The sequence below is a fragment of the Sphingobacterium prati genome (genome assembly GCF_013167215.1).
In the GTDB taxonomy this organism is placed as follows: domain Bacteria; phylum Bacteroidota; class Bacteroidia; order Sphingobacteriales; family Sphingobacteriaceae; genus Sphingobacterium; species Sphingobacterium prati.
On the sequence record NZ_JABJWY010000032.1, the window covers coordinates 23141 to 48640 of the forward strand.

Below are 25500 nucleotides of genomic sequence, written 5' to 3' on the forward strand. Positions count from 1 at the left end.
TGTTACTCAAATTTTAATCTGCTGAAAAAAATATTTTTTTCAGCCGTTGTAGGCATTTATACTTTTGAGTTTTGGCGTTATCTGTATTGGTATAGCCAAATTTTTCACAGATGTTCTGCATCGAGTGGTTTAAGATATAGAAATCGTGTAAGATTGTCTTACAGGGTTCACCCATTTTCTCCAGCGCAAGCTCCATTTGATCAAACTTTTTCTCAAGTTCTTGATGCTGTTGTAAATCTTCTTCCTCAAATAAAGAGTCTTCATAACCGCTAATGTCACTATTGCCAAAACCAGCACGATTGAGTTGCTTTAGCCAAAGCCTCCGGCAAATCGAGTAAAGATATGTTTTTAGTTTGCTGCTGAGTTCAAAGTCGCCTTTGGCAACTTTATCATAGAGCACAATCACAGCTTCCTGAAAAATATCTTTTGCTTCATCCTCACTTCCATTGTTTTGCAGTATCATATGGCTTATGGACGGATAATATCGTTTATAGATACTATCTATCGCCAAGCTATTGCCTTCTTTAAGGCCTTCAATGATTTGCTCATCATTTTCTAGCAGGACTGATTTACTGAATTTACTCACCTATTAATACCTTAATGCCTAAATTGTAACCCTTTGAAAAATAAAAATCTCCAAAATATTTTCAAACGTAAACTTTTATTTGTTTAACGCGAAATCTATGCCCAAAAATACTGCTTATTCCCTGAAACCGAAAGCATTTGTTTTTTCTCAATTTTCAGGCGGGCAGATATATCATCTGCTTTTTCTATGTATCGAAAAAGTTTCGCAATCGAGTGCTTTAATAATCTGCTTGTTATTCCTCTTAAATGAAGTTACATTTGGTTTCCTGAACTAAAATGCTTAAATACATTATGTTAAGAAAATCCGTTATTTTTTCAACCTTGCTGGCTTCGTTGCTGACCCTTCATTCGACTTCAACAAGAGCACAGTCATTCACGGCCCCTATCGCAGGCTTCCAATATGAAAATATGCTATCTCCAAAAGGGAATGAATGGGAATCGCCACAATTGCTATCCCTCAATAAGGAATTACCACACGCTTCATTCTTTTCCTTTTCAAACGTCGAAACCGCAAGAAAAGTACTTCCCGAGTATAGTAACTTTTGGCGCTCACTCAACGGTTCCTGGAAGTTCCATTGGGTCAAGGCACCGGATGAACGGCCAAAGGATTTTTATGATCCTAACTATGATGTTAATGCCTGGGAGTCAGTACCCGTTCCAATGAGCTGGAACATATTTGGTATTCAGAAGGATGGCAGCTTAAAGTATGGTGTGCCTATTTACACCAACCAGCGCGTGATTTTTCAACACCAGGTCAAGGTAGATGACTGGCGTGGAGGGGTGATGCGTACACCTCCGCAAGATTGGACCACTTATGTATACCGTAATGAAGTCGGTTCATACCGCCGTAATTTTACCGTTCCGAAGGATTGGGACGGTCGTGAGGTATTTCTCAATTTTGATGGGGTAGACTCATTTTTCTACCTTTGGGTGAATGGCAAATATATTGGCTTTTCAAAAAATTCCAGAAACCTCGCTTCATTTAATATTTCTCCTTTCTTAAAAAAAGACGGGGAGAACGTGTTGGCGGTAGAAGTCTATCGCAGCTCGGACGCATCATTCTTGGAAGACCAGGATATGTTTCGCTTGCCGGGAATATTTCGCGATGTATCCCTGACTTCAACACCCAACATCCAAATTCGTGATCTGGCAGCAATTCCGACATTGGATGACCACTATGAGGATGGTGCATTGAAAATTACCGGTACCGTCCGTAATTTGGGCAGTAAGAAAGCTGAAGGGTATAAGGTTGTTTATTCCTTGTATAAGAATAAACTGTATAGCGATGAAAATACCTTGGTAGATCAGGCTGAAGTGTCTGCTGTCGTTCCACAGTTGGATGCGAAGGCTTCGAATAGCATCGAAGCGACATTAGCGGTCAAAAATCCAGATAAATGGTCCGCTGAACTTCCCTATCGGTATACCTTAATAGCAGAATTAAAGGACAAGAAAAATAAAACGGTTGAAACGGTTTCCACTTATGTCGGGTTTCGGAAGGTTGAAATTAAAGATACCAAGGCATCTGACGATGAATTTGGTCTTGCCGGACGTTATTACTACATCAACGGAAAAAACGGTTAAGCTGAAAGGTGTGAACCGCCATGAGACGAATCCTGAACATGGAAAAGTCGTCACCCGGGAGCAGATGGAAGCCGAGGTAAAGCTGATGAAAAGTGCCAATATCAATCATGTGCGCAATTCACACTATCCGGAACCGCCCTATTGGTACTACCTTTGTGACAAATACGGTATCTATCTGGAGGATGAGGCTAATATTGAAAGCCATCAATACTATTATGGAAAGGAATCGCTTTCTCATGTTCCTGAATGGAAAAATGCCCATGTAGCACGGAATATTGAAATGGTGCATGCCACCATCAACCATCCTTCTATCGTGATCTGGTCACTTGGTAACGAGGCTGGTCCCGGAGATAATTTTGTAGCGGCTTATGATGCGATCAAGAAAATAGATACCTCAAGACCTGTTCAGTACGAACGCAACAACGCGATCGTAGATATGGGCTCAAATCAGTATCCCTCCATTGACTGGGTCAGAGGGGCTGTCAAAGGAACCTACAAGCTGAAGTACCCTTTCCATATTTCTGAGTACGCGCACTCCATGGGAAATGCTGTCGGTAACTTAATTGATTACTGGGAAGCCATCGAATCGACCAACTTCTTTATGGGCGGCGCAATCTGGGATTGGATCGACCAAGCCATGTATTACTACGATAAGAAAACTGGCGACCGCTTTATGGCTTATGGTGGTGATTTTGGGGATAAGCCGAATGACGGTACTTTCGTCAACAATGGATTGATCTTTGCCGATATGAAACCCAAACCTCAGTATTTTGAGGTCAAAAAGGTTTATCAAAATGTAGGCGTTAAGGCCGTTGATATTCCACAGGGAAAAATTGAGCTATTCAATAAAAACTATTTCAAAGATCTTAGTGACTATCAGGTTCAATGGTCACTGTTCAAAGATGGGGTAGCTGTTGCTGGAAGCACGGGTACAATAGCCTCTGCTGATCTACCCAAAGCGCGCCAGAAAAAACAAGTTGTCCTACCGATCGAATACGCTAAATTGGATGTGGGATCTGAATATTTTGTCAAGGTTCAATTTTTGCTCAACGAGGATAAGCCATGGGCAAATAGGGGTTTTGTCCAAATGGAAGAGCAGCTGTTTGTCAAAGCCGCGGAAAATAAACCGTTGATTTCGACTGTTGCCAAAGGTAAAAATCCCGTACTTTCCAAGGAAGGTGAGCTTCAGGTCGTGAAGGGGGATCAGTTTGTCGCAAAATTTGATAATAAGACTGGGTCAATCTATAGTTTGGCGTATGCTGATAAGCAAATTATACGTGATGGTGAAGGACCTAAACTGGATGCATTGCGTGCGCCTGTTGATAATGATAACTGGGCTTATCAGCAATGGTTTGAAAAGGGCTTACACAACTTAAAACATAAAGTATTGTCTTCAAATAGCTATACGAAGAAAGACGGGACAATAGTTTTGGCATTTACAATCGAGTCTCAGGCTCCCTATGGAGCTTCATTGTTAGGTGGAACATCAGGAACATATACCCTCAAAGCACATACGGATAAACCGTTTAGCAATGATGATTTCAAATTTACGAGCAATCAGATCTGGACGATATACCAAGATGGTTCGATTGAATTGTCGTCTAGTATCACTTCAAACAATGCAAGTGTCGTATTGGCTAGACTGGGCTATTCCTTGCAATTGCCGGGTGAATTTGGCAACTATACCTATTATGGACGTGGCCCGATCAATAACTATGCGGATCGAAAAACGGCACAATTTATTGAATTGCATAAAAGTACAGTGAAAGATCAGTTCGTATCATGGCCCAATCCGCAGAATATGAGTAACAATGAGGACGTGCGCTGGACATCCCTGACCAATAAGGATGGGCAAGGGGCGGTCTTCATTGCGAAAGAACATCTTGCGACATCCGCTTTGGAATACAGCGAACTGGAATTGACATTTGCACCGCACCCTTATCAGCTACCAAAGAGTTCGGGAGTGCATTTGCACCTAGACGCTGCGGTCACCGGTCTGGGCGGTAATAGCTGCGGTCAAGGGCCGCCATTGGAAAAAGACCGTGTGAAAGCTGTACCAACGTCAATAGGATTTATTATCCGTCCGATCCGACAAAATGACTACTTGGCCAAAGCACAGGTGGCTACGGCGGGTGATGCCCCGATTTCTTTTGCCAGAAGTTCGACCGGTGAAGTGTCCATTCTTTCGGGAAATAAAGCGGAGACTGTGCTGTATACGGTGAATAACGGAAAAGCAAATACCTATACGAATGCTTTTGATCTGCGTCAGGGCGGAACAATAACGGCCTGGTATCAGGAGAATGAAAAACTAAAAGTAACACAACAATACGGCAAGATCGAGACGGTTCCGATGGAAGTGGTCTTTGCTTCCAGCCAGGAGACTGGTGAAGGTGATGCCAAGAACCTATTGGATGGAGATCCTTCGTCGATCTGGCATACAATGTATTCAGTCACCGTCGCTCAATATCCGCATTGGGTTGATTTCGATGCCGCGAGTGTGAAAACAATCAAAGGCTTTACTTTTTTACCGAGACCGGATGGCGCGAATGGCGATATCAAGGATTATAAGATTCAGATAAGTAAAGATGGCAAAAATTGGGAAGACCTGATGTCGGGCACATTCGAACGGAGTAAGAAACTCAAAACCGTTCGGTTTGAAAAGCCTGTCAAAGGACGTTATATCCGCTTTATAGCATTGAGTTCGCAACATGGTGATGATTTCGCTTCAGGAGCTGAATTTGCTGTTATTGCCGAATAAAAAACGTGTTAAAAGCGATGAAAGCCAGCACTTGAAACAGAAGGGCTGGCTTTTTTATTATAGTTGCTGACTTGAGTAGCTTAGCTGTTTTTACGGATGCAATAGGCTTTAATAAAATCAGCTGTTTCTGCGAGAGAAGTAAGGTAGTGGGTAAATTAAATCCAGTGGGTTTGCTTATTACATGGTAGCTTGGGCGTTGACCGCGAATTTACCGATAGGGGTCGGGTAAGAATTGTAAAATGTTGGCTGTAGGTCTACCAAAACACCATAGGATTTGGTAAAAAAAAATGGATTTAAGCGTGTTAAAATGAAATATAAATAATTTTTATAAACTTATTAGTTAGAATGTTGCGGCGCTTCTGTATTTTTAACCCAGTTTAAACCAAGATCAACGTTATCGTATGGAAATAGACCAACAGGCGAATGCCCCGTTTACGGCGTACCAAAAACTCGTTGTGTTTTTGCTGGCGATTACACAATTTACCGTCGTACTTGATTTTATGGTGATGTCTCCGATGGGCGATATTTTGATGAAAGCCATCGATCTAAAACCAGCTCAATTTGGGGTTGCAGTTTCGGCCTACGCTTTTAGTGCGGGCACGTCAGGCCTGCTAACGGCAGGTTTTGCGGATCGCTTCGACCGGAAGAAGCTTTTGCTGTTTTTTTATTCCGGTTTCATTATTGGGACCTTCTTCTGCAGTTTCGCCAATGACTATTGGACACTGGTTGCAGCGCGTGTGGTGACCGGATTATTTGGCGGTGTCATTGGGTCTATTTCGATGGCTATTATTACTGATATATTTACGCTTCAGCAAAGAGGACGCGTCATGGGCTTTGTGCAGATGGGCTTTGGCGCCAGCCAGGTTCTGGGGATTCCAATAGGGCTGTATATCGCAAATAATTGGGGCTGGCACAGTGCTTTCCTGTGGATCGCAGTAATGGCTTTGGTTATTGTCATTATCATTGCGGTTAAATTAATTCCTATTACCGCACATATCGGTCTCCAGAAGCGTCAATCGGCACTTAAACATCTTTGGACTACTTTTTCACAAAAGGAATATCGCATAGGCTTTTTGGCTACTGCGCTGCTCTCCATCGGCGGTTATATGATGATGCCTTTTGGAAGTGCTTTCGCCGTCAATAATCTGAACGTTAGTCATGAGCAGCTGCCCATGTTATTTATGATATCCGGTATTGCTTCATTGATTATTATGCCTATCGTTGGTAAATTAAGCGACCGTTACGATAAATTTAAAATCTTTGCTTTCGCATCGCTATGGTTGATGGTTGTCGTGTTGATTTATACAAATTTGGGGGTTACGCCATTTTATTTGGTCATCTTTTTGAATATACTGATGATGGCTGGTATTCTGAGCCGTATGACGCCCTCTTCGGCTTTGATCAGTGCGGTTCCTGAGATGAAAGACAGAGGGGCATTTATGAGCATTAGTTCGTCCTTACAACAGTTGGCTGGGGGAATAGCAGCCTCCCTTGCCGGGGTTATCATTGTGCAACAGACCAAGGAAAGTCCGTTGGAGCATTATCCGACACTGGGAATTATTGTCGTTCTACTCTCCGTTGTGAGCATATTTATGTTGTATCGTGTCAGTAGGATGATTAATCGAAGACGTCAGGTGACTTAAGATAGCCGTACTTTGGATGCTCAACAATATGAGCAGGCTGCTGTCTATTCCAAATGTACGCTGCAAGGAAATGATCCAAAGATTGACCTTGGGCGCTTCAAAGTGTCCCGTACACAAGAGCTGATCGATGAGATCAAGCATTGTCTTTCGGAAGCGACGCAATATGAAATAAAAAGACAGGTGAAGGAATTCGTGTAACAAAAAAAAGCATCATTTTATTCAAATGATGCTTTTTTTTGTTTGGCGGTCTGGACGGGACTCGAACCCGCGACCCCATGCGTGACAGGCATGTATTCTAACCAGCTGAACTACCAGACCAACAAGGTGTTTTTTAAAATTTTAGCGGTCTGGACGGGACTCGAACCCGCGACCCCATGCGTGACAGGCATGTATTCTAACCAGCTGAACTACCAGACCTAAAATCTTAAAGGTTGTTTTTAATAATTTTTGGCGGTCTGGACGGGACTCGAACCCGCGACCCCATGCGTGACAGGCATGTATTCTAACCAGCTGAACTACCAGACCTAAAAATCTTAAAAACTTATTTTGTTAAAGAACTTACCGAGATTACTCTCTTTTTTTGAAGCGGTCTGGACGGGACTCGAACCCGCGACCCCATGCGTGACAGGCATGTATTCTAACCAGCTGAACTACCAGACCTCAACCCTTCTCCTCAGAAGGTGTGCAAATATAGCGTTTGTTTACGTATCTGCAAAGATTTTTTGAAAAAAAACTAGTCTACTTGGCCGTCTTTCATCTTCTCCGCATTCTCTGCAAACTGCAGTGCATCGATAATTCCTTGAATATCACCATCCATAATTGCAGGTAGGTTGTACATTGTCATACCGATACGATGTTCAGTCACTCGACCTTGTGGATAATTATAGGTGCGGATTTTTGCAGACCGGTCTCCTGTAGATACCAAAGTTTTTCTTTTTGCTGCAATATCACCGTTCTTTTTGTTCAATTCAAGTTCGTAAAGTTTGTTGCGGAGCATCTCCATTGCCAGCTCGCGGTTGGCCAATTGAGAGCGTTCGACTTGACAAACAACAACAATACCCGAAGGTTTGTGCGTCAGCTGTACTTTCGTTTCCACTTTATTCACGTTCTGCCCTCCGGCACCACCTGAACGAGAGGTCTGCAATTCAATATCGCCCGGATTGATTTCAACATCCACCTCTTCTGCTTCTGGCAATACCGCTACCGATGCTGCAGATGTATGTACACGGCCTTGTGTTTCCGTATCGGGAACACGTTGTACACGATGTACTCCGGATTCATATTTCAATTGACCATAAGCATCCTCACCGATTACTTTGAGGATAACCTCTTTGTAACCGCCTGAAGTACCTTCGGTCACATCCATTACCTCGTTACGCCAGCCTTTTGTCTCAAAATAACGGGTATACATGCGGTAAAGGTCGCCAGCAAATAAAGCCGCCTCGTCACCACCAGTTCCGCCACGAATCTCGATAATGGCATTTTTGGCATCCTCCGGATCCTTAGGGATCAACATCAACCGGATTTCTTCTTCTTTTTCTTCCTTTTCAACCAATAATAGGTCCAATTCTTCCTTGGCCATCTCACGAAGTTCCTGATCCTTCTCGTTCATGATGATGTCCTTATTGGTATCAATATTACTGACCACATTTCTATAAATATGGTATTGGTCCACGATTTTGCCCAAATCCTTGTATTCTTTATTTAATTTGGCAAAACGTTTCATATCTTGCATGGTGTCAGGGTTGCTTAATTCAGCTTCCACTTCTTCCCATCTTTCTTTGATCGCTTGTAATTTATCTAACATATATCAAAAATGCTTCTTCTAGGAATTTATGACCTAGATTACTATTGAGAGTACAAAAGTAAGGAAATTTTGTTGCTTTTGAACTACCTAGCCAGCTATTAATGAGAGGAAACTGCTTTTAGGCCGACAATGGAAGCAATCAGTGTGAAAATAAAGAATATGCGCCAGAAATCTGCTGGTTCTTTAAAGAAGATAATACCCATTAAAACCGTTCCGACAGCACCAATACCGGTCCATACGGCGTAGGCTGTTCCAAGAGGAAGCGTTTGTGTAGCTTTGATCAACAAGCCCATACTTGCGAATAGGAAAACAACAAAGGCTCCATACCAAAGCCATTGTGCATTGCCCTGTGCATCCTTGGCTTTCCCCAAGCAGGTGGTAAAACCAATTTCGCATAGTCCGCCAAGAATTAAAAATACCCAGTTCATATTTCTGTTTTTTTGTTTCAGGAACAAAGTTCTAGGTTTTCCCGCAAAATAATTTTAACAAATGTTAAAAATTTGAAAGGATATTTGCCCGGATACGGCTGAGAGTCACCTGGCTAACCCCTAGATAGGACGCTATGTAGCCAAGTTTGATCCGTTGTATGTATTGTGGGTATTTTTTCAACAGTTCAGCATATCGTTCTTGCGCCGTATTAAAAAGTTTGGACATGGTTCGCTGTTCGGCTTTGATAAATTCCAGTTCAGCCATTTTCCTTCCCCAGTTGGCTAGAGCAATATCACTTTCGTAAAGAGCAAAAAGCTGTTTTTGGTCAATTCGGTAGACAATACTGTCTTCCAGTAGATCGATGTTTTCATATCCCGGTGTATCATGGACATAACTGTTCATCGAAATTAATGTGCCACCGGGAGAGACAAAGTCTAAGGTGATCTGTCTATCTGCAGTTTCGTAATAAACACGTGCAAGTCCGGAAGCCAAAAAATAAATGTCTTTCTGTATCTTATCTTGTCTGATCAGTAGATTATTCCTTTTGCAGATAAGTTTTTCACTGATCTGCTCCAGTTTATTGATGCTTTCAGACTGTAAAAAATGATAGCCCAACAAGCAGTCTGCTAAGGAAATTACGATTTTTTCTCCCATTTTTCCAAACGTAAGGTTTCTCCATCCCATACCGCATAGGTATAGTAATTGATCCATTCACCCAAGTTGACAATACGGCTTTCAGTACCCAGTTGGACATCGTAGGGAAGGTGCCTATGACCAAATAGATAGAAATCGTGGTGTTGTTTACGCTCGATTTCCTTGGCGTGACCGATCAGCCATTCTTTGTCTTCACCTAGAAATTTCTCATCTTCATTATTGGAGAGTCTGCTATGCTTGGACCATCGGGTGGCGATGCCTATCCCTAGGTTGGGATGCAATCGTGCAAATAACCATTGGCAGATACGGCTCCGAAATACTTTCTTGAGCAATTTATATTTGTAGTCACCCGAACCTAAGCCATCGCCATGGTGAATATAAAAACGTTTGTTGTCGAGTTCAAGTTCCAGCTCATTGTCAATGATCTGTGCGTGTAATTCCTTCTTAAGGTAATCAAACATCCACATATCGTGGTTGCCCTTGAATAATGTAATTGCGATGCCCAGGTCGGCAATTTCCGCTAGTTTGCCCAAAAAACGGATGTAACCTTTCGGTACTACAGTTGCATATTCAAACCAAAAATCGAAAATATCGCCAACAAGATAGAGTTGTGCGGCATCAACTTTGATCTCGTCGAGCCACTGAATAATAGACCGTTCTCTTTCGCGCGAACGTTCCACTGGATGGGATCCCAGGTGGAAGTCTGAGGCAAAATAGATTTTTTTTCTTGTTGACATGTGCCCAAATCTAAAGAAAATGGAAGCGAATACAAAATGCGCTCCCACAATATATTTTATGATTTGGATAGGTTTGCGATGTGGGCCTTTAGATATTCAGCTGCATCTGCGTCAACGCGCTTGAGTGCCTGTTGTAGTTGCGCAGGATAGTTCGCTTTAATGGCCATTAATGTGCTGGCAATAACCATATAGGATTGATCTTTTAGACCGTTCAATACCAGGGATTCATATTTTTTACTTTTTAGTCCAGCCAGTTTAGCGATCGCTGATGCACGTATAATTGATGCTGTTGATTTCTCGGCTAGCGATGCGATCAATTTTTCTGTCGATTTGTGTACAGTTGGATCGGTTAGCTCAATCCCCTGAATAGCCATCGCTACAAGGTCGGGATCGCTGTCAGCCAATGCTTGTGTCAATAACGCTTGTCCAAACTTGTTTTTTGGATTTTTAAAGGCAAATAATACTGCAGCAACACGGTTGGCAAAAGAAGGAGCATGTTCATATTGATAGCGATAATCGGCTTCGGTTTTATCGATACGGATCTCGCCGACAAGTGTTTTTTCGGGATCGATATCAATAAATTCCAGGGCACTTGCTAGGGGAATAGTAAACTGCGTGGTGCGTTGGTTGAGCTGTACCGTCTTGCTGATTTTTCCTTCCTTGGTATAAATGTCAATAACAAGCGATAATTGGAACGTCTGAATCGCGGAATCTTGCACTTGATCGATGTTGAGGACAAGCATATTGTTCTCATTTTTGCGGGTTACTTTGAGGATCGGATGACCACCTTTGTAATACCACTGGTTGAAATACGGAGCCCAGTCTTTACCCGTAACTTCTTCCATTGCAAGGCGCAACTGTTGTGGCTCCCCCGTTTTGAAAGAGTTTTCGGTTAAGTATTTTTTGAGTGATTGATAGAACGCCGTATCGCCCATCTGTTGTTTTAAGGCATATAATATCAACGAACCTTTCGCATAGCTGATATTGTCAAACATATCTTCTTTGTCGTGGTAATAGTATCGCGCAAGTGCTGGACTATTACCATTTAGCGTTGATTTGAGGTATGATTGTAGTTTTTCAAATCTAGATTTATCACCTTTTTCCTTCCCTCCATCATGTTCATGCCAGATGATTTCACCAAAGGTTGCAAAAGATTCGTTCATCGTTAGGTTGGACCAGGATTCGGCCGTCACCAGATCACCAAACCACTGATGGAACAGCTCATGCGCAATAGTACCTTCTTCGTTGTCATCCAAAAGTTCTCGTTTGGTCTTTTGAACATGTTCACCATGTAAGGTCGCCGTGGTATTTTCCATGGCGCCAGAAACATAATCGCGACAGACGATCTGTGCATACTTGTTCCAAGGGTAAGGAACGCCTAAGGTTTTACCATAGAAATCCATCATGGCCGGAGTTTTACCAAAGATATCTTTCGCATAAGGCGCATACTTCGGTTCCAGGTAATAATCAACAGGGATATTATTGTATTTATCGTGATAGATCTTAAAATCTCCAACGGCCATCATAAACAGGTAAGGTGCATGTGGAAGATCCATTTTCCAGGTATCGGTACGCGTTCCGTCGTTATTTTTTTGCTGATTGACCAGGGCACCATTGGATAGACTAGTGTAATTGTCCAAAACAGTCATGGATATTTCTGCTGTTGTCTTCTGGTTTGGACGGTCAATTGTAGGAAACCAGGCTGAAGATGCCTCTGTCTCGCCTTGAGTCCAGATCTGCCGCGGTTTATTCGGCATGCTTTCATCGGGATTGATAAAATAAAGCCCTTTTGCATCATTAATTGCCGCACTGCCTTGTGCTTTTAATAGATTTGGTTTGGCCGTATAATCAAGGTATATCGTATATTTCTCATTTGAAAGGTAATTGCGATCCAGTCTGATTAGCAGGGAACTATTGTCGTACGTATATTTTAAAGGAACGAGCTGTTGACCACTGACTAACGCAATTTTCTTGATATCCATGCCTTTGGCGTCTAAACGCAGTGAATCCGTTGGGTAGAAATGCGGTTGTAGCGTGACCCATTCTTTTCCGTTCAAAAATTGATTTTTATAATCAAAGTGGACATCGAGTTTGGTATGGATAAGGTTGTTCACCTTAGTGGGGGTGGAACGATAGTGCTGATCCATTGAAAGCTGCTGCGCTTGACTCATACCAATAGCAGAAATGGATATGACCAAGTAAAGGAAAGCGATTCTTTTGCGCATTGTTGAATAATTAAGAAGATTTAAATAAAGCTAAAAAAAAAATCAGCGGATGTAAAAATAACCATCCGGGATATTCCATCAAGGCCAATACCTGCTCTTTGGTTACGGGGCTTGAATTGTTTTTTAAGATCCGTAATAATGACATTACTTTAAACTATCTCTATGAAATCTGAAATTATATTTGTTATTTTTGGATGAAACAAGTATAAAGTTTTTTATGATAAATAAAAAAATTGGCCTTATTCTGATGATGATCGGTATGACTGGCACTGCAACGACGGTTTGTGGACAACAATTGAAATATCCAACGACTAGCAAGGGCTCTGTCGTAGACGAATTCTGGGGCGAGAAAGTAGCAGACCCCTATCGTTGGTTGGAAGATGATCGATCAGCAGAAACTAAAAGTTGGGTCCAGGCTGAAAATAAAGTCACTTTTGATTATCTAAATACGATTCCTTTCCGATCGAAGTTGAAAGAACAATTAACGGAAATCTGGAATTACGAGAAAATAGGAACGCCTTTCAAAGAAGGCGCCTATACCTATTTCTTTAAGAATAATGGGCTTCAGCAACATTCCGTTCTTTACCGTAAGCAAGGCGAGAATGGTGTGGAAGAGATTTTTCTTGATCCAAATACGTTTTCAAAAGATGGATCGACTTCCCTGGCCGATGTTTCTTTTTCAAAGGACGGAAGTTTGGTTGCTTATTCGATCTCTGAGGGCGGCTCAGACTGGAGAAAAGTAATTGTATTGAATGCCAAGGATAAAGCTCCAGTAGGGGAGACGCTTGTCGATGTGAAGTTTTCTGGGATCGCCTGGAAGGGTAACGACGGATTTTATTATTCTAGTTACGATAAACCCAAGGGATCGGAACTATCTGAGAAGACCGATCAGCATAAATTGTATTACCATAAACTCAAAACAGCACAATCTACAGATCAGTTAATTTTCGGCGGTTCGGCGACACCTAGACGTTATGTCGGTGCTTCATTGACGGATGACCAACGTTATCTGATTATCTCTGCCGCCAATACAACAACCGGAAATGAACTGTATTACCAGGATCTGAGTCAACCCAATAGCAAAATTATTTGCTTACAGGATCATTTTGATGCCAATACGGGCGTAGTCGATAATATCGGGGATACTTTTCTATTGGAAACAAATTATAAGGCAGCCAATAACCGCTTGGTGAAAGTTGATCTAAAACAACCGGGCAAGGAAAACTGGAAAGATGTCATTCCTGAAACTGAAAATGTACTTTCGATCAGCACGGGCGGTGGTTATCTATTCGCAAATTATTTGAAAGACGCTGTCTCTGTTGTGATCCAATACGATTATACAGGTAAAAAAATCAGACAGATCGAATTGCCGGGTATCGGGACCGCGAGTGGGTTTTCGGGTAAGAAAAAGGAAAAGGAAATCTACTTTGGATTCTCGAATTATATTACGCCTTCATCGAGTTATAAGTTTGATGTCAACTCCGGGCAATCGTCTCTTTATATCAAACCGAAAGTCAAATTTGACAGTAATCAATATGAATCGAAGCAAGTGTTTTATACCTCCAAGGACGGAACGAAAGTGCCCATGATTATTACCTATAAGAAAGGGCTGGTTTTGAACGGCAAAAATCCAACAATTGTTTACGGTTATGGTGGATTTAATATCAGCCTGACGCCAGCTTTCAGTACTTCTGTTGCGGTCTGGTTGGCAAATGGTGGGGTGTATGCTGTTCCAAATTTGCGCGGTGGCGGTGAATATGGTCAAAGGTGGCATGATGGCGGCAGACAATTCAATAAGTTAAATGTATTTAACGATTTTATTGCAGCAGCACATTATCTACAGGAGAATGGCTATACTTCGCCTGAATATACGGCTTTGTCAGGCGGTTCCAATGGTGGGTTGCTTGTTGGAGCGACAATGACCATCGACCCTAAGGTGGCTAAAGTTGCGCTACCAGAGGTCGGGGTATTGGATATGTTGCGTTATCATACGTTCACCGCTGGTGCTGGTTGGTCCTACGATTATGGTACAGTCGCCGACAGCAAAGAGATGTTTGATTACCTGAAAGCGTATTCACCCGTGCACAATGTGAAAGCAGGTGTTTGTTATCCGGCAACCATGGTATTGACCGGTGATCATGATGACCGCGTTGTTCCGGCGCACTCTTATAAGTTTGCCTCCGAATTACAAGCCAAACAGGCTTGTGCTAATCCGGTGTTGATCCGTATCGAAACAAAGGCAGGACATGGTGCTGGCCGGTCTACTGAAGTGTTGATCAATAGTACGGTTGACAAGTATGCTTTTGCACTCTGGAATATGGGTGTTAAAGAATTAAAATAAGAACATCGGAGGAACGATCTGCAGTCTGCTTTTGGCTGTAGATAGCTGTACCCGAAATTCAATAAAAAAGTCCAGATCAAGCTTGTTGATCTGGACTTTATATTTTATTTGGGATAGGAATTATTCCCAGGTTTTTTCGCCTTTTTTCATTTTTTGCAGCGTTGCTACATAATCCTCTTTTTTATCATTAGTGGTCAAAAGTGAGATGGCTTTCTCCTGTGTTTTGATTGCCTGATCTTTTTCCCCTAGACGATAAAGAAGATTTGCAAAGGTATCCAAGTACATCGGTGTATCTTTTGCTTTCTCAAGCGATAATTTACTCCATTCTGAAGCTGCTTTTAAACAAGCTGGATCATCACAGTTTTCAAAGATGGACCAAGCCATCTGGTTTAATTCCATTGCTGTGATCGTTGAACCATATTTTTCGATATACTTATTAAAACTGTCTCTTAAACCGGGATAGTTTTTGGTATAAGAGAAATAGCGGGGTTGCATTTCCAGACTGGCCTTTTCCGTATTGACTGTTGGGTATTTCTGAGCCAGCTCTTTTTCGATAGCGGGAAAATCTATGGCTTCTTTCGCCTGAATTTTGCTGTTTACAGCATTGCTGATGAGTAACTGTGCCAAGAAATCGTTTGCTTTTACTTTTTCGCTAACGGCATCAAATTTAGCTGGATTATCTTTGATTAAGTTGAACGCTTTGGAATCAACCACCTTAGCTGCGGAAAGTAGCAAGCTAACATTTTCTTTTGTAAATATCTGATCCGTTGATAGCGAAGCTAATACAACGCCTTCTGCTTTTGCCTGAGTTTCCTGGTCATAAGCTTCCTTCGCTGCTTCAGCCATGGCCTTTGCAATCGATATATTTTGGGGATCAGCATTGAATTTTGCCAATAAGGTTTCATATTGCGTATCTGGATCCAGTGCTTTTTGGGCTTTAGCGATAAAAGCTTCTGCTTCTCCGCCACCGACAATGCGGTGGACAAGATTGCCTTTCGCATCGAAGACCAAGAAAGTCGGGTAAGCTCTTACTTTATAATCTTTGGCAAAACGATCTGCTTCGGCATACCAGGATTTTATTTCCTCGTTGTCGTCCTTGGTTTTATCCATTTGGATTTTAGCATTGATAAATTTCGCATTGAAGAAATCACCCACTTTAGCCTGTGGAAAAATTGTACTTGCCATATACTTACAGGGGCCGCACCAGGTGGTGAAACAATCCACAAAAATAAATTTGTTTTCTTTGGCGGCTTTTTCTTTGATCTGATTCCAGTTGAGACCATGCTCAAATTTTACACCTTCACTCTGCGCAAATAAGAGCGTTGGAATCAGGAATAAAATTAAAATTAACTTTTTCATAATCCGTTGATATTTAGGTGTTAATTTACGGAATTAAAATTGCGATCAAGAAAAATATTGTGAAAAAAATTAATCAAAGAGTTTACTATTTTAAAACATTCATCGATGGATTCGTCGAAATAAAAATCCGTATCAATAAAATAAGGCAATTTCCCCGAGGGAGTGCCTGAATTTTTCATCCCACATGTTAAAGATCCGTCCATTCCATTTAAAGCATATACTTTAAAAAGTCATGCGCGGAATCCGTGAAAGCGGAGCTCTAATTTTCCCAGGTTTTTATCCCTTTGGTCATTTTGTCCAACGTCTCCTGATAGATCGGACGATCATCATCGCTGGCCATCTCTACGGCTTTGTTTTGCCACTTGATCGCTTTATCCTTTTCTCCTTTTTTATAAAGTAAGTTGGCGTATGTATCCAAGAATGCCGAACTGGGATCTTCCATGATTGACTTTTTGCTCCAGCTGATTGCGGCATCGATACATTCCGGATCATTGCTGTTATTAAAGATCGTCCAGGCGAACGTGTTCAATTGATGTGCTGTGAAATCTTCAGATGACAAATAATCATTGATCGTGTTTTTCATAGCCACATAATTCTTAACCTGAAGATAGTAGTGTGCTTTGATCTTTTTAAACATCGGGACAAAATCTATGTCGGGATATTTTGCAGATAGCTCGCTTTGGTAACTGTCCCAGTTGGGTTCATGCTTGGCGTCTATTTTAATTTGAAAGAGTTCATTGACCACGACGTTAGCCAAGGTACGGTTGGCAATCCCTGGTGATTCCAACAAAATGTCTATTTTTTCCTTGTTATTACGAATTAGGTTAAAGGCTTTTGAATTGGTAAACTTGGCGGCAGCCAATAGAATATGGACATTTTCTTTTTTAAAAAGCTCGTCTGTACCTAAAGAATTTGCTAATGTGTTTTCGGCTTTACGAGCGGTGTTCTCGTCATAGGCTATATTGGCCGCTTTTAACATTTGTTTGGCTGTATAAATATCCTGTGGCCTCTTATCAAACTTTTTTAATAGTGTATAATACTGTGTTTCGGGATATAGTCCATCCGTAACATGTTGGACGAATTCGGGAGCATCACTTGCGCCAACGATACGGTGCACAGCTTCTCCGTCAGGATTGAAGATCAGAAAAGTTGGAAATGACTGGATATTGTATTCATTGGAAATGGTGCGGGCATCAGCATACCATTTTTTTGTCGCAGCATTATCAGCTTCCGTAGAATCCATCTGAACTTTGACACTGATAAAATTTTGATTGATGGGCTGGCCCACCTGCTCCAGTGGGAAAATTTCATTGCTCATGTATTGACACGGGCCACACCAGGTTGCAAAAAATTCCACGAAGATAAACTTATTTTCTGCCTTCGCTCTTTCTTTGACCTGTTTCCAACTTAATCCTTCTACAAATTTTACCCCTTTGGTCTGGGACTGTGCTAAATTCCCAAATAAAATCGTAAGACATAATGCGATTATACTTCTCATACTCACTGAACAACTAGATTTATAATTATGTTTAAGTTATCAAATTAATCTGAAAACAAAAACACCTCTGAAAGATTAATTTCAGAGGTGTTTTAAACGATGGATATATCGCTTATTTAATATTTATCTTAGATTTTAAATCTTTTGTCAAACCATCTTTATGTAACAGCAAAGACGTTGTTTTATAGCGAACAAATTCTTTGGAAGCATATAGATATCCTTTGTAATCATTGGATGTCCCCCAAGAGTTTTTAACAATATAATATTCTTTGCCGTTTTGATCTTTTACCAAACCTACAATATGCATGCCGTGATCGTCCGTTGTTTGCCAATTGTCGAAAGCTTTTTGTCTTTCTTCTGGCGTAATCTTCATTTCTGGTTTAGGACCAACGAACATGCTTGCCTTTTCTTTTTCGCTCATTTGCTCGAACGGTTTTTCTGGAACATAAGCGACCCCATTTTTCCAGGAGAATCCTTTTTCCGATACGTCAGTTGCCCAAGCAACTGTATAACCTTTTTGTAATGCGTTATCAATGATATCCGTTAAATCATTCATTTTAACGTTGTAAAAACGGTCAAATGACCAGTTGTCTGGAATTAACAGAACAAATTGGCTGTAATACGGATGATCAGTAACTGAGGCTATACCAACATAATCATCCGGGTTGATACCAATGACCTGATCAGCAAACGTACGTGGTGTATACGATTTACCATTGTAATCAAACTTTTCTGGCACTTCTCCCAAGTAAGAATCCATTGCTGCCGTATAAGCTTTTTCCCAGTTTGGTGTCAGTGCTTTTCCTTTTACAATTGAACCTAACATCGCATCCAACATGGAGGTCATTTCTCCAAAGTTATTGCGTGTGCTACCATAGTGAAGGCCTGTATATGCCGATTGAGGCATTGTCCCGTATTTACGGAATGAATTCAGTACGTCGTGAAATTGTCCGCCTTCACCCAATGATAATCCGCCATGAAGACGCACATAAGTCCGTGCTTTATCTAAGTATGTATTACGCGCAGTATAGATCTGAGAGATCTCCACAGGCTGCTTACCCATACGGATCATCTCGGATTCTAAAAAAGAGTTTCCTGAATAAGACCAACATGTACCTGAAGAACCTTGATCTTTGATCGAAGTGTTCCCTAAATTGATAACTTCTGTAAACGTAAATCCGGATTTGCTATTGTCATTTTGATTTGCTTTTAATGCATTGATCAAATTGTCCTGGGCTTGTACTTGGAATGAAGCTGCAAAAAGAGACGCAGCTAGTACAATCGATTTATTCCAATTCATTTGTTAGTATTTTGTTAATTTAAAGTGGTGCTAAATTAAATAAATAAAATTTAGTACGGTAAAATCGTCTGTAAAATAATTGTTCCAAAAAAAGGTGCAATTTATACATTTATATCAGCAGAATACACGAGGAGAGCTGCACTAAAATAGTGATAAACAAAAGGGTCGTATAAATTACGACCCTTTTGTTTATCAGATTACTCGGCAAGTTCCTTATGTTTTGGAAAGAGGAGTGAAGCAATAATACTTAATGCCAGTATACTGATGATGACAATTAATGAATGGGTGGTGGTGAAACCCACTTCTGCCAACCAATGATGCAATAACATCTTTAAACCAATAAAGACCAATAGAAAAGCCAAACCGACTTTTAGATATTGGAACTTATGAATAATATTCACTAGTAAGAAGAACATAGAACGTAATCCCAGGATGGCAAAAATATTCGAGAAGAATACCACGTACGGATCTTTGGTCACCGAGAAAATAGCAGGAATAGAATCCACTGCGAAAATAAGATCGGTGAATTCAATCACTAATAAAACCAAAAATAAGGGTGTCATGTATTTTACCCCATTCTCGATATGGAAAAAATGACCACCATCCAATTTCGGTGTTACTTTAAAATATTTAGAGGCAAATTTGACAACAGGGTGGTTTTGCGGATCGACTTCTTCCTCTTGGTTGCGGTTGATAAACATCTTGACACCTGTGAAGACCAGGAATGCACCAAAAACATATAAGATCCAGCCGAATTTGGCGATCAATGTTGCTCCTAGGAATATAAACAAAAACCGCATAATAATCGCTCCTAGAATCCCCCATACTAAGACTTTATGGTAATATCGTTCGGGAATCCCAAATGAGGTGAAAAGCAATACCATCACGAAAATATTATCCACCGAGAGCGCATATTCAACAACATATCCCGTTAAATATTCCAAGCCCAGGTTTTTATTATAGATGTCTAAACTTGCCGCAAGATCGCCGGGAATTATTTTGATCTCGTGGTGATGTTTGGTGATGACCTCTTGTAGATGATTTAAATCATGGATATTATGCAATTCAAACCCATAGTGGCGTAGTAGCCAATAGAAGCCTAACGAGAACAGTACCCATACTGCGCTCATAATTGCTGCAGTCTTTAAGCTAACAGGCTTATCACCCTTGGAAAATAGTCCAAGGTCAATGGCTAGCATAAGCGCAATGAAGATTAAGAAACCTCCAAAAAACATTAATTCGTGACTCATTATTTTTTTCTTTCTGTTGTATATTTTACCAATTGCAATAATCCTTGTTTGTATTCATTATCTGGAAAATCCTCCAGGATGCGAAAGGCATCTTGCTGATATTCCAGCATTTTATCTGTTGCATATTCAAGTCCGCCACTACCGCGTACAAAATCGATTACTTCAGCAACCTTTTTTGGATCATCGTTATGGTTTCGAACCAGATTGATAATCCGCCGCTTTTCGCTGGAGCTTGTCTGGTTTAAGGCATGAATCAAGGGCAAAGTCATTTTTTTCTCTTTGATATCATTGCCTAACGGCTTGCCCACATCATCTAATCCAAAATCGAATAAGTCATCCTTAATCTGGAAAGCAATACCAATTTTCTCACCAAATTGATGCAGTTTCTCCACGGTCTCTTGATCAGCATTGGATGAAGCAGATCCACAGGCACAGCAAGAAGCAATCAATGAAGCTGTTTTCTTACGTATAACTTCAAAGTAGATAGTCTCTTCAATATCCAGTTTGCGTGCTTTTTCAATTTGAAGCAATTCCCCTTCACTCATTTGATCGACTGCTTCCGAAACAATTTTTAGCAGGTGATAATCTTGGTGTTTTACAGAAAGCAGCAAACCTCTTGAAAGCAAAAAATCACCGACCAGCACCGCAATCTTGTTTTTCCAAAGGGCATTGATGGAAAAGAAACCCCTTCGTTCGTAAGAGTTATCAACGACATCATCATGAACCAAGGAAGCAGTATGCAATAATTCCACCAGGGCAGCACCTCGATAAGTCGACTCATTAATCCCATTGCAGATGCCCGCTGAGAAAAAGACAAACATGGGGCGCATTTGTTTGCCTTTGCGTTTGATCAGGTATTGTGTAATACGATCCAACAAGGGAACGGAGCTTTTCATCGACGCTTTGAATTTCTTTTCAAAAGCTTCAAGTTCGTGGGTAATAGGGCGTTGGATCTCTTTTAATTTTGACATGAATTGGAATGAAATACCAAAAAGTTAAAGCTTAAAGATAGTAATTTTGTTACAACTCATCGACTGCTTGTTCGAGATTTTTGTACCATTCTTCACCATATGTACGGATCAGAGGATCCTTCAGAAATTTATATACCGGCACTTGGAGTTCTTTGCCAAAGCTACATGCATCCTTACAGATGTGCCAACGGTCGTAATGAAGCACGTCGAATTCTGGATAATGCGTTGTACGGATAGGATAGAGGTGGCAGGAAACAGGTTTCCGCCAGTGTATTTCCCCAAGCTCGTAAGCCTTCTCGATTGCACATTTGGTGATCCCATTTTCCCAGGTTACGTACGCACATTCTTTGTTGCCATCAACGCATGTTGTGGTTAGGTCACCATCTACATCGACGACGTATTTGCCTTGTTCCTCGATGGCTTCGATTCCCTTCTCTGTCATATAGGGTTTTACCTTTGGATATATCTCCTCCAGAATTCCCTTTTCGCTTTCTAGTAAAGGTGCACCCGAGTCCCCCTCGATACAACAGATTCCCTTACATTTTGATAGATTGCACACAAAGTCATTATTGATCAGATCTTCGTGTACCAATACATTTCCTACTTCAATCATTCTATTTATTTTGAGTAGCTTGCTTTTTGGCCCAATTTATATTTTAGTCCGCTTGCTTCCAGAAGTTCTAAAGTGACAGAGCCAATTAATATATCGACATTGGCCTTCACTGGAATGCGGTTACCATCGTTGGTTACCCAAAGGTAAAGCTTGCTATTTTTTTTAAAGATACGCCCCGGTTTAATTTCGGGACTGAATTTAAGGCATTCCAATGTGCCCAATTCTGTTTTTATTTTTTCGATTCCAATATATTGAATGCCGAGGGTAGCTATTTCATCATTCAAGAAATAGGTCAGTTTAAAGGATTCCCCGGGCTTTACCGAGCTTAAATCCAAATTGCGGGCAAAATAATAGGAGGATAGCAAATCAAACGTCTGATCCACCTTGGATGTAAATGTTCCCTTGTTACCGACCACCGTATGAGTTTGCTGATTGAAACGCACTTTGTCGTTCCTTCTGTAGCCACCTTCACGGATGTTTTCCGTATAATAGTAAGGCAAGAATGTCTTACTATTGATATACGAATTATATTCGTTTCTTACGGTATAAATGGCAAATGCTCCAGCTGTTTTACCTGCAGCATACAGATGAAAAGATGGATTCCCAAATCCGTCTTTCGTATCACCGACAGTCAACGTTCCCGTTGCTGCGGAAATTATGCCATAGCGGAGTTTATACTTTAATTTCTCTCCACCTTTAAATGCAGATTCCTTTAAATGGGGTAAATCCTGAGCGAAAACTGTACTTACAAAAACGGATAAGTATAGGAGCAATGTCGATATAAGTTTCATGTACGTAAGTTTACGAAAATTGTTTGAAAAGAAATGTTAATTTCATCAGAATAAATTGTCTTTTTAAGGTGATGAAACCCACATAAGCCAGCTGCTTAGACTTGTTTGTCAGCGGCTTTTGGGGCTTGAGGACTTCTCTTAAAAACTGGAACTGTTGAACAAGGTTCCCCGTACATAATACTTTTAGCTACTTTGCTAAGCTTCACCGTGAACTGAACAAATGTCGATTCCGGAATAAACGTATCTCCACAACCCTTCACAACTACCCGTTGATCACGAAACTGCTCCATGTCGATTTCGTTGATAGCGGCGGCGTACTGTATGCGTACGAGCTCATCTAAATCTCCGAAGATGACTGTTGAAGCGTAGGGCTCCAACTTATTTGCCAGAAGCATATAAGCCCAGGTAGGTATGATAGCATCTGCCGTACACGTGATTGCAACATGTTTGTCGGCATACTGTGACCAGTCATGTATTTTGATGAACTCGCGGAAATCTTTTTCCCGTAACATCAGACCATGGAATAGATTATCCTTGATATCATACAGGACATTATCAGTGTTCGGGTGATAATCCGCCAGATCAACAGTTATTAATCCACTTTGCGCAACTTTATTGACAATATTTGTTTGAATTTCCATAGCTATTTTATCAAAAAAAAGCCGGACGATAATTCGTCCGGCTACAAATTTACTTAAAAATCTTCTAAAAGAATTTCACTCTATTGTCAATGATTTCAGCTTTGTCCTGTAATGCACGGAAAATAGATCCCCAAGCACGTTGCGCTTTAGCTGCAAGCATTTGTTTCTTTTGTCCGTTGATGTCAGAGATTGCTGATGGGTTTGTGAAACCATTCACTTGCACGACATATACCCCTGTATTTCCTTCAATTGCTTTCGAAGGTTTGTTTGGTTGAAGTCCAAATACTGTACCGACTACCGCATTTTCTAAGGCTACACCCGGAATAACAGGGTTGGCAAATACCACATTCTCCACATGGATAGCAGATTTGCCCACTTTTTGAGCCACCTGGTCAATGGAAGAAGTTCCAGCTAAAGCCTTTGCAAATCTTTCTTTTAAGACTTTCGCTTTAACCTTGTTTTTAACTGCAGGCTCAATGTCTTTTTTCACTGCATCTAGCGAAAGTACGCCTTTAGGTTGTACATCCACTAGGCTTGCCAAGATATAAGAAGTTTCAGTTTCAAATACTTTATCAGAGATATCACCTTTTTTAGCTTCGAAAGCCCATTTTATTAAATCACGGGGCGCTTCAGTACCATCAAGTACATTATCCATTGCTGTTACGCGAGATGCTGTACGCGCTTCTAAACCAAGTTTTTTAGCTTCTTGCGCAAAGTTTTGTGCATTAGCTGCCGATAAGAATGCAGTAGCTTTACTATGCGCATTGTTTAAGGTTTCTTTACCGCTATTGATTACTTTATCGATGATCGCTATTTTAGCGTATTTTGCTGTACCGATCTGTTTCTCAATTTTGATAATATGTACACCAAACTGGGACTTTACAACTTTAATGTCTCCGGTTTTACCTTCAAATACAGCTTTTTCAAATTCAGGTACCATGCGGCCCCTTGTAAACGTACCCAGTTCACCACCATTTGTTTTACTGCCCTGGTCACTGCTGAACTGTACTGCCAATGCGGCGAAGTTGTCTCCTTTTAGGATCAACCCTTTAATGGAATCCGCTTTTGCTAAAGCTTTGTCAACACCGCCTTCTGCGGCGGCATCCAAAAGGATATGAGATGCTTTTACTGAATCCGGACCTACAACAGTTGAAACTACTTTCGCTATCTCGTAAGCACTATTGTTAAGAAATGGGCCTACCGTCGTACCTGTTGCTACGTTAAAGACAACAGAATCCAAAGAAGGACTCAATTGACCTTTTTTTACGTAGGTGAATGGATATTTATTGTCTGAATTGATGGAAGCAAATAATGAATCGTCCTTCGCAACAATAAGATCTTGTTTTAACTTGTTGATTGCTTCTTTTACTGCCAATGAATCTTTCGCAAGAGGTTTTGCATCCACAGTAACGTATTGGATTGCACGTGTTTCCTCCTGCGTTTTGAACATATTTTTATGTTCATTGTAATATTCTTGGAAATCAGCATCAGTTACTTTGGCTTCAGCATCTTTTACCGAAGCATAGTCTAAAAGAATGTACTTGAAGTTGGCCAATTTATTCCGTTCTTGGTATTCTTCGTTGGCTTCCAAAGAAGTCACGTACACACTATTCGAAAGTAACTCGCCATATTTGCTACTTAAGCGTTCATCTTGCACACCTTCAAGCAAAGCGTTCCATTGATCGTATACCGCTTGGTTACCCGCTGAGTTCACTTGGCTTATGAAAGTTGTCAATTGCGTACGGTCAAACTGACCTGTTTGAGGATTGGTAAATGCTTGTACGATCTGAGGTGACGGATTTGGTCCTTTTACTAGATCATTTAATTCGTCTTTACCTACTGTCAAACCGATTTTTTCGATCTCTTTTTTCAAGATCTCCCTGGATAAGAATTGGTTCCAAACCTGTTGTACGGCATATGTCCTCATCTGAGGGGTAACAGCGCCGCCCATTTGTTGTTTGAACATTTCTTCTGCTTGTTCTACTTGCTGGTTGAACGCAGGATATTCAATTTCAGTTCCGTTGACTTCCCCTACACGATTTTGATGTCTGGCCCAAAAAGGGGCGCCTCCTCGAACGACATCGCCTAGTAAAAATGCTAAAATTGCGATAGCCATGGCTGCTGTCAAGATAACACCAGCTTTGTTTCGCAAAAAGCCCATTAATCCCATAGTCTGCTTATTGTGTTTATATTGTGTAAATACTTGTATTTCGTTAATTTATGCATAGCATAGCAAAATGCGGTGCAAGATACAATTTTTATAAAAAAAAACGGAATATTTTCCTGAATGTAATAAAACAAATTTAAAAACTATTTG

Annotated in this window: 20 protein-coding genes and 4 tRNA genes; 5 read left to right on the forward strand and 19 right to left on the reverse strand. The window is 40.9% G+C overall.

Features of this window, described 5'->3' with window-relative positions; genetic code table 11:
- Positions 1–13 precede the first annotated feature (13 nt).
- Positions 14–586 carry a sigma-70 family RNA polymerase sigma factor gene (locus HPC41_RS08465; RefSeq protein WP_172393606.1) on the reverse strand — a complete coding sequence of 191 codons (573 nt, stop codon included), beginning with the start codon at positions 584–586 and terminating at the stop codon, positions 14–16.
- Positions 587–876: 290 nt separating this feature from the next.
- Here HPC41_RS08465 and HPC41_RS25090 point away from each other — a divergent pair, with 290 nt between their 5' ends.
- From HPC41_RS25090 to HPC41_RS08480, 4 genes are all read left to right on the forward strand, one after another.
- On the forward strand, positions 877–2166 hold the full coding sequence (locus tag HPC41_RS25090; RefSeq protein WP_216660713.1) for a sugar-binding domain-containing protein: 1290 nt from the start codon (positions 877–879) through the stop codon (positions 2164–2166).
- Positions 2114–4924, forward strand: a complete 2811-nt coding sequence (locus HPC41_RS08470; RefSeq protein WP_216660714.1) for a glycoside hydrolase family 2 TIM barrel-domain containing protein — start codon at positions 2114–2116, stop codon at positions 4922–4924. The genes HPC41_RS25090 and HPC41_RS08470 overlap by 53 nt, the downstream gene beginning before the upstream one ends.
- Before the next feature lie 401 nt (positions 4925–5325).
- Positions 5326–6567 carry an MFS transporter gene (locus tag HPC41_RS08475; protein WP_172393607.1) on the forward strand — a complete coding sequence of 414 codons (1242 nt, stop codon included), beginning with the start codon at positions 5326–5328 and terminating at the stop codon, positions 6565–6567.
- 12 nt (positions 6568–6579) lie between these two features.
- Entirely contained in the window at positions 6580–6765 is a 186-nt protein-coding gene (locus HPC41_RS08480) for a hypothetical protein (protein ID WP_172393608.1), read from the forward strand.
- Between the two features lie 43 nt (positions 6766–6808).
- Here the strand turns inward: HPC41_RS08480 and HPC41_RS08485 are convergent.
- From HPC41_RS08485 to HPC41_RS08525, 9 genes are all read right to left on the reverse strand, one after another.
- A tRNA-Asp gene (locus HPC41_RS08485) sits at positions 6809–6885 on the reverse strand.
- A gap of 25 nt (positions 6886–6910) precedes the next feature.
- A tRNA-Asp gene (locus HPC41_RS08490) sits at positions 6911–6984 on the reverse strand.
- 31 nt (positions 6985–7015) lie between these two features.
- Positions 7016–7092 (reverse strand) — tRNA-Asp (locus tag HPC41_RS08495).
- Positions 7093–7153: 61 nt separating this feature from the next.
- A tRNA-Asp gene (locus tag HPC41_RS08500) sits at positions 7154–7227 on the reverse strand.
- A 73-nt stretch (positions 7228–7300) separates the two neighbouring features.
- Positions 7301–8374: a peptide chain release factor 1 gene (gene prfA, locus HPC41_RS08505; protein WP_172393609.1), complete on the reverse strand. Its 1074-nt coding sequence runs from the start codon at positions 8372–8374 to the stop codon at positions 7301–7303.
- A 98-nt stretch (positions 8375–8472) separates the two neighbouring features.
- Positions 8473–8802, reverse strand: a complete 330-nt coding sequence (locus HPC41_RS08510) for a DMT family transporter (RefSeq protein WP_172393610.1) — start codon at positions 8800–8802, stop codon at positions 8473–8475.
- Between the two features lie 64 nt (positions 8803–8866).
- Positions 8867–9457 carry a Crp/Fnr family transcriptional regulator gene (locus tag HPC41_RS08515; protein ID WP_172393611.1) on the reverse strand — a complete coding sequence of 197 codons (591 nt, stop codon included), beginning with the start codon at positions 9455–9457 and terminating at the stop codon, positions 8867–8869.
- Positions 9439–10194: a UDP-2,3-diacylglucosamine diphosphatase gene (locus HPC41_RS08520; RefSeq protein ID WP_172393612.1), complete on the reverse strand. Its 756-nt coding sequence runs from the start codon at positions 10192–10194 to the stop codon at positions 9439–9441. The genes HPC41_RS08515 and HPC41_RS08520 overlap by 19 nt, the downstream gene beginning before the upstream one ends.
- A gap of 56 nt (positions 10195–10250) precedes the next feature.
- Positions 10251–12419 (reverse strand): M1 family metallopeptidase, encoded by a 2169-nt coding sequence (locus HPC41_RS08525; RefSeq protein ID WP_172393613.1) that lies wholly within the window; start codon positions 12417–12419, stop codon positions 10251–10253.
- Between the two features lie 217 nt (positions 12420–12636).
- On the opposite strand from HPC41_RS08525, the gene HPC41_RS08530 reads away from it, so the two are divergent.
- Positions 12637–14760 carry a prolyl oligopeptidase family serine peptidase gene (locus HPC41_RS08530; protein WP_172393614.1) on the forward strand — a complete coding sequence of 708 codons (2124 nt, stop codon included), beginning with the start codon at positions 12637–12639 and terminating at the stop codon, positions 14758–14760.
- Between the two features lie 120 nt (positions 14761–14880).
- On the opposite strand, the gene HPC41_RS08535 is transcribed toward HPC41_RS08530, so the two are convergent.
- The 9 genes from HPC41_RS08535 to HPC41_RS08575 form a co-directional block, all read right to left on the reverse strand.
- Positions 14881–16119, reverse strand: a complete 1239-nt coding sequence (locus HPC41_RS08535) for a thioredoxin family protein (RefSeq protein WP_172393615.1) — start codon at positions 16117–16119, stop codon at positions 14881–14883.
- A 259-nt stretch (positions 16120–16378) separates the two neighbouring features.
- A complete protein-coding gene (locus HPC41_RS08540) occupies positions 16379–17617 on the reverse strand; it encodes a thioredoxin family protein (protein WP_172393616.1) in 1239 nt (412 codons plus the stop codon).
- Between the two features lie 112 nt (positions 17618–17729).
- Positions 17730–18917 carry a C1 family peptidase gene (locus HPC41_RS08545; RefSeq protein WP_172393617.1) on the reverse strand — a complete coding sequence of 396 codons (1188 nt, stop codon included), beginning with the start codon at positions 18915–18917 and terminating at the stop codon, positions 17730–17732.
- A 197-nt stretch (positions 18918–19114) separates the two neighbouring features.
- On the reverse strand, positions 19115–20167 hold the full coding sequence (locus HPC41_RS08550; protein ID WP_172393618.1) for a TerC/Alx family metal homeostasis membrane protein: 1053 nt from the start codon (positions 20165–20167) through the stop codon (positions 19115–19117).
- Positions 20167–21138, reverse strand: a complete 972-nt coding sequence (locus HPC41_RS08555; protein ID WP_172393619.1) for a polyprenyl synthetase family protein — start codon at positions 21136–21138, stop codon at positions 20167–20169. The genes HPC41_RS08550 and HPC41_RS08555 overlap by 1 nt, the downstream gene beginning before the upstream one ends.
- Before the next feature lie 49 nt (positions 21139–21187).
- Positions 21188–21751: a DUF3109 family protein gene (locus tag HPC41_RS08560; protein WP_172393620.1), complete on the reverse strand. Its 564-nt coding sequence runs from the start codon at positions 21749–21751 to the stop codon at positions 21188–21190.
- A gap of 5 nt (positions 21752–21756) precedes the next feature.
- Positions 21757–22542, reverse strand: coding sequence for a DUF3108 domain-containing protein (locus HPC41_RS08565; RefSeq protein ID WP_172393621.1), 786 nt, complete (start codon positions 22540–22542; stop codon positions 21757–21759).
- Between the two features lie 95 nt (positions 22543–22637).
- The gene (locus tag HPC41_RS08570; protein ID WP_172393622.1) at positions 22638–23183 is read right to left on the reverse strand and encodes a DUF2480 family protein; all 546 of its coding nucleotides are present in this window, start codon (positions 23181–23183) and stop codon (positions 22638–22640) included.
- 64 nt (positions 23184–23247) lie between these two features.
- Positions 23248–25353: a peptidylprolyl isomerase gene (locus tag HPC41_RS08575; protein WP_172393623.1), complete on the reverse strand. Its 2106-nt coding sequence runs from the start codon at positions 25351–25353 to the stop codon at positions 23248–23250.
- Positions 25354–25500 lie beyond the last annotated feature (147 nt).

What these genes read in the sequence shown, in the direction of transcription:
- HPC41_RS25090 (WP_216660713.1), top strand. Translation starts at nt 877, where the DNA reads ATGTTAAGAAAATCCGTTATTTTTTCAACCTTGCTGGCTTCGTTGCTG.
- HPC41_RS08470 (WP_216660714.1), top strand. Translation starts at nt 2,114, where the DNA reads ATGAATTTGGTCTTGCCGGACGTTATTACTACATCAACGGAAAAAACG.
- HPC41_RS08475 (WP_172393607.1), top strand. Translation starts at nt 5,326, where the DNA reads ATGGAAATAGACCAACAGGCGAATGCCCCGTTTACGGCGTACCAAAAA.
- prfA (WP_172393609.1), bottom strand. Translation starts at nt 8,374, where the DNA reads ATGTTAGATAAATTACAAGCGATCAAAGAAAGATGGGAAGAAGTGGAA.
- HPC41_RS08510 (WP_172393610.1), bottom strand. Translation starts at nt 8,802, where the DNA reads ATGAACTGGGTATTTTTAATTCTTGGCGGACTATGCGAAATTGGTTTT.
- HPC41_RS08515 (WP_172393611.1), bottom strand. Translation starts at nt 9,457, where the DNA reads ATGGGAGAAAAAATCGTAATTTCCTTAGCAGACTGCTTGTTGGGCTAT.
- HPC41_RS08520 (WP_172393612.1), bottom strand. Translation starts at nt 10,194, where the DNA reads ATGTCAACAAGAAAAAAAATCTATTTTGCCTCAGACTTCCACCTGGGA.
- HPC41_RS08525 (WP_172393613.1), bottom strand. Translation starts at nt 12,419, where the DNA reads ATGCGCAAAAGAATCGCTTTCCTTTACTTGGTCATATCCATTTCTGCT.
- HPC41_RS08530 (WP_172393614.1), top strand. Translation starts at nt 12,637, where the DNA reads ATGATAAATAAAAAAATTGGCCTTATTCTGATGATGATCGGTATGACT.
- HPC41_RS08535 (WP_172393615.1), bottom strand. Translation starts at nt 16,119, where the DNA reads ATGAAAAAGTTAATTTTAATTTTATTCCTGATTCCAACGCTCTTATTT.
- HPC41_RS08540 (WP_172393616.1), bottom strand. Translation starts at nt 17,617, where the DNA reads ATGAGAAGTATAATCGCATTATGTCTTACGATTTTATTTGGGAATTTA.
- HPC41_RS08545 (WP_172393617.1), bottom strand. Translation starts at nt 18,917, where the DNA reads ATGAATTGGAATAAATCGATTGTACTAGCTGCGTCTCTTTTTGCAGCT.
- HPC41_RS08550 (WP_172393618.1), bottom strand. Translation starts at nt 20,167, where the DNA reads ATGAGTCACGAATTAATGTTTTTTGGAGGTTTCTTAATCTTCATTGCG.
- HPC41_RS08555 (WP_172393619.1), bottom strand. Translation starts at nt 21,138, where the DNA reads ATGTCAAAATTAAAAGAGATCCAACGCCCTATTACCCACGAACTTGAA.
- HPC41_RS08560 (WP_172393620.1), bottom strand. Translation starts at nt 21,751, where the DNA reads ATGATTGAAGTAGGAAATGTATTGGTACACGAAGATCTGATCAATAAT.
- HPC41_RS08565 (WP_172393621.1), bottom strand. Translation starts at nt 22,542, where the DNA reads ATGAAACTTATATCGACATTGCTCCTATACTTATCCGTTTTTGTAAGT.
- HPC41_RS08570 (WP_172393622.1), bottom strand. Translation starts at nt 23,183, where the DNA reads ATGGAAATTCAAACAAATATTGTCAATAAAGTTGCGCAAAGTGGATTA.
- HPC41_RS08575 (WP_172393623.1), bottom strand. Translation starts at nt 25,353, where the DNA reads ATGGGATTAATGGGCTTTTTGCGAAACAAAGCTGGTGTTATCTTGACA.